Origin of the sequence: Autumnicola aciditolerans, from assembly GCF_041679265.1 — a bacterium.
Classification (GTDB): domain Bacteria; phylum Bacteroidota; class Bacteroidia; order Flavobacteriales; family Flavobacteriaceae; genus Autumnicola.
This window is the reverse complement of the sequence record NZ_JBGFSM010000045.1, coordinates 1-3,637: the sequence shown is the minus strand read 5'-3', so window position 1 is coordinate 3,637 and position 3,637 is coordinate 1. Positions and strand designations below refer to the sequence as shown.

Genomic DNA, 3,637 nt, shown 5'->3' with positions numbered 1-3,637 from the left:
ATTGGAACTCAAACCAGAAGATCTGGGGTTTTTACCAACCCTGGCACCAACCAACTAATTTGACGTTAGTCAGAATTTTTCAGAAAAAAAATGAAGAAAATATTTACGTTTTTGACAATAATTATCTGTTCAAATATCTTTGCTCAAAAAATAGAAATATCAGACCAAATTGAACTTGAAACAGAAAAATTTAAAGATTCAATTTTAAAACTTGATGAATTCTCTAGAAAACTAGATTTAGAATTTGCAATAGACAAATTCAAAATAGATAAAAAAAGGAATTTGGAATTAGAAAATGATTACACCACGGCGGGGATGCTTCAGGCAACTTACAACGCCCACCAAAGTTATGATGATTTACTAAATAAATATTATAAGAAATTACTCAATAAATTAGAACCTGGTGATAAAGAGACTTTAAAAGAAGCTCAACGAAATTGGATAAAATTCAAAAATTCAGAGATAAAACTGAATAATTTAATCGCAAAAGATGAATATTCAGGTGGAGGAACGATACAGCAGATTTTTGTAGCTTCAAGAAATCTGGATATAACAAAAAGTAGATTGACTCAAATTTATGAGTATTTAAGTTCTAGATTTATGATTGAGTAAAAAAACTACACCTAACAGCGGTTCATCGCAAATAACGGGTAGTTTGCTGAAAATTGTTATTTTAGAGACCAATTATTAAAACAACTAAGCCGACAAAACCGACTACTAACTCCCGCAACTTGCGATAACCGCAACCGTTGTGGCTAATGCCAGATTAGCTATAGTACAAAATGAATTGAATGAAATTTTTAACTATTTTTGGTTTATGAAGATAGACGAAAAGAATATCAACCGAATCAAAAAACTTTGTAAAAAATATAAAGTAAGAACATTCTCCGCTTTTGGTTCAGTGACAAGAGAGGATTTTAGTAGTGATTCTGACATCGATTTTGTTGTTGATTTTGAAGAAAATGATCCCTTCATATACACTGACTTATACTTTCAGCTTAAAGAAAAATTAGAAAAATTATTAAAACGACAAATTGACCTTATTGAAGAAAGAGGCATTAAAAATCAATATTTTAAGAAAGAATTGGATAACACGAAAATTCTAATTTATGGACAACAGAATTAATGCCTGGCTCGAAGATATCCTCAGATCCATAGATGAAATATTTGAATTCCTTCCTGAAAAAAATGACTTTTTCGAATATCAAAAGGACTTAAAAACAAAAAAAGCAATTGAAAGAAATATAGAGATAATTGGAGAAGCTATTAACCGAATCTCAAAACACAAAGATTCTAATCTTGAAATAAAGAATGCTCAAAAAATAATTGGAACAAGAAATAGGATTGCCCACGAATATGATAATATTTCGGATGAAGTTATTTGGACTATTATTTTAAGAGAACTTCCTAAACTCAAAAAGGAAATAAACAACTTAAAAGGTAAGCACTAGCCACAACATCGGTTCATCGCAAATAATGGGTATTCGCGAAAAATTATAATTTTAGAAACCAGGAAAGAAAATAGTTAAGACGACAAGTCCGTGTCCCTACTCCCGCAACTTGCGATAGCCGTAACCGTTGGCAAGCATTTTCAAAATTTTAGCTACTAAGAAAGAAAAATTTCTGACTTAAAAAACTTAAACGTTCCTAAATATTGATAATTTCAAACAATCATTTAAAAGAAAATATTAGAAATATTGAAATAAAAATATTGCTTTTTCTAAAAAAATACGGACTTATACTTGGTGGTATAGTGATGATAATAGTAAGCCTTATTGGAGTAAGAAATGGTTTCATTGAACAAAAAATTACAGAAGAAAATAGAATAGTTAACGTAAGAGTTTTAGAATTATCTAAAAGTCGTAGTAACTATTATTTAAAGTTGCAACACGATGAAAAATCATTCGTAGAGAGAATCGACGCCACTAATTTTAGAAAAGTCAAAGGAAAAGAAGAGATTCAAATGCTAACAAACGAAGAGCATAGTAAATTCATTTTTCCTGATTCATTTAAGAAGAATATTGCCTTTTCTTAATTTTACAGAAACCGGTCAAATTGGTGATACAATAGGAGGAATATTAAATCCTTTCATAGCCTTAGCAGGAGTTTTATTAACATTCCTAGCATTTTATATGCAAATAAAAGCTAATCAAATTCAGATAACACAATTTAATGAAGGTTTAAAAAAAGAAAAAGAAGTTCGAGATTTTCTAGAAACTAAATCATTTTAATAAAATAAGTCTTCTAAAAGTCGATCTTGAAACTATTAAAAATGATATAAAAACTAAAGCTGAGGCATTGAAAAATTATTATGAATAGGAAAAAGAAACTCCATTTGATTCGTCTTTTTTAATGCTTACACCTTCTAAGAATTACACTAGAATTCTCGAAATTGATAGACTCTCAATTTACAATGGTTTTAGTATGTTTTTAAGTCATCGTGAAAATTGGATTAAGAACTTTAGCAACCTTTATAAGATGGAAGTTAGAAACGGGTTAGTGAAACTAATGGATGATTTATCGAAATTAATAAACGATTATTTTGCAGAAAATGCTTACGAAAATTATTTAAAATTTCCAGCGAGTAAATTAGCCAATGAAACAATTTTCAAATATTACGAGGTTATTAATGAAAGTTTGGATGAAGAGAAGAACCTTGTCAAAGAAACTGATTTTGCAAAGCTTGATAATGAGGTGTTAATCCCTTTTATTAAAACCGTAATTGATTTTAGAAAAAAGCCAGAAGGTTATGACAGAAGATTAGAACCGTTAGTTGAATTGATTAGTAATATCAGAAAGCAGATTAGTTTAATTAAGCAGAAATCCCTGGAGTTTGCCACAATGGTTGAAAATCAATATATAGATCTAATGATAGATCGTGACGAAAAAAGTTATTTCACAGTTTTAAGCGAAATACACTCCATTTTAGATGAAGAACTTGAAAATATTACAATAGTAGAAAAAGTTGATTAAATTGAATTATTAGAAAGAATAATTAACCGCAGAATATCAAATTTAAAACAGTAATAAAACGCCGCATAACAACGGTTCATCGCCAATAAGCGGCAGCGTTGGAAAGAAAATAATTAACTTGACCAACATACCAATACTAAGCTGACAAATCCGCGTCCCTCCCGCAACTTGCGGTAATTCTTGGCAGTAAATTTAAAAAATGAAAATTCTACTTTACATATTTATTTTAGTGCCGGGTAATATACATTTTAATTACTGCGAGTGTTTTGAAATTAACTCAAGTATTGTTCAACAATTAAAAGAGAAAAGTGATTTAATTATAATAGGAACTCCAATTGAAAATATAACAACGGAAAATAAATATGAAGAAGATATAGTAGTTTTCCAAATCGATTCTATAATTAAAGGTGAAAATTTGAAATCTGATGTTATTATGGTTAATCAGAATCAAGCTGGGAATTGCGCTGCCTCTTTTAATTTATGTGAAAAATATCTAGTGAGTGGCGAGAAAATTAAAAGTGTAAAACAAACGTATAGAATTGGCCAAGATAACCATTCAGAAAAATTAGAAAATTTAATTGTGGAATGGGAGTGTAATTTAAACTCTGTCCTTTTCTTCACTCCTTCGGGGGTACCCCCGAAGGAGTGGTTGCCAAATCGAGCC

At 29.7% G+C, this 3,637-nt stretch carries 7 protein-coding genes; all 7 read left to right on the top strand.

All coding sequences use genetic code 11. The features are described 5' to 3' along the window. The first annotated feature begins 90 nt into the window (after positions 1 to 90). Positions 91 to 612, top strand: coding sequence for a lysozyme inhibitor LprI family protein (locus tag AB8M93_RS18480; RefSeq protein WP_373060425.1), 522 nt, complete (start codon positions 91 to 93; stop codon positions 610 to 612). A 139-nt stretch (positions 613 to 751) separates the two neighbouring features. Next, complete coding sequence (locus tag AB8M93_RS18475) at positions 752 to 1,126, top strand: nucleotidyltransferase family protein (RefSeq protein ID WP_373060423.1); 375 nt, start codon at positions 752 to 754, stop codon at positions 1,124 to 1,126. Beyond that, positions 1,110 to 1,451, top strand: coding sequence for a HepT-like ribonuclease domain-containing protein (locus AB8M93_RS18470; protein WP_373060421.1), 342 nt, complete (start codon positions 1,110 to 1,112; stop codon positions 1,449 to 1,451). Before AB8M93_RS18475 ends, AB8M93_RS18470 begins: the two co-directional genes overlap by 17 nt. A 203-nt stretch (positions 1,452 to 1,654) precedes the next feature. Continuing rightward, positions 1,655 to 2,035: a hypothetical protein gene (locus AB8M93_RS18465; RefSeq protein ID WP_373060419.1), complete on the top strand. Its 381-nt coding sequence runs from the start codon at positions 1,655 to 1,657 to the stop codon at positions 2,033 to 2,035. Beyond that, positions 2,022 to 2,231: a hypothetical protein gene (locus tag AB8M93_RS18460; protein WP_373060417.1), complete on the top strand. Its 210-nt coding sequence runs from the start codon at positions 2,022 to 2,024 to the stop codon at positions 2,229 to 2,231. Before AB8M93_RS18465 ends, AB8M93_RS18460 begins: the two co-directional genes overlap by 14 nt. A gap of 247 nt (positions 2,232 to 2,478) precedes the next feature. Then, positions 2,479 to 2,973, top strand: a complete 495-nt coding sequence (locus tag AB8M93_RS18455) for a hypothetical protein (RefSeq protein WP_373060415.1) — start codon at positions 2,479 to 2,481, stop codon at positions 2,971 to 2,973. A gap of 199 nt (positions 2,974 to 3,172) precedes the next feature. Continuing rightward, positions 3,173 to 3,637: hypothetical protein (locus AB8M93_RS18450; RefSeq protein WP_373060413.1), on the top strand; the 465-nt coding region annotated here is incomplete at its 3' end.

Excerpts from the sequence above, each read along its gene's own strand:
- AB8M93_RS18470 (WP_373060421.1), top strand. The coding sequence starts at position 1,110 with ATGGACAACAGAATTAATGCCTGGCTCGAAGATATCCTCAGATCCATA.
- AB8M93_RS18455 (WP_373060415.1), top strand. The coding sequence starts at position 2,479 with ATGGAAGTTAGAAACGGGTTAGTGAAACTAATGGATGATTTATCGAAA.
- AB8M93_RS18480 (WP_373060425.1), top strand. The coding sequence starts at position 91 with ATGAAGAAAATATTTACGTTTTTGACAATAATTATCTGTTCAAATATC.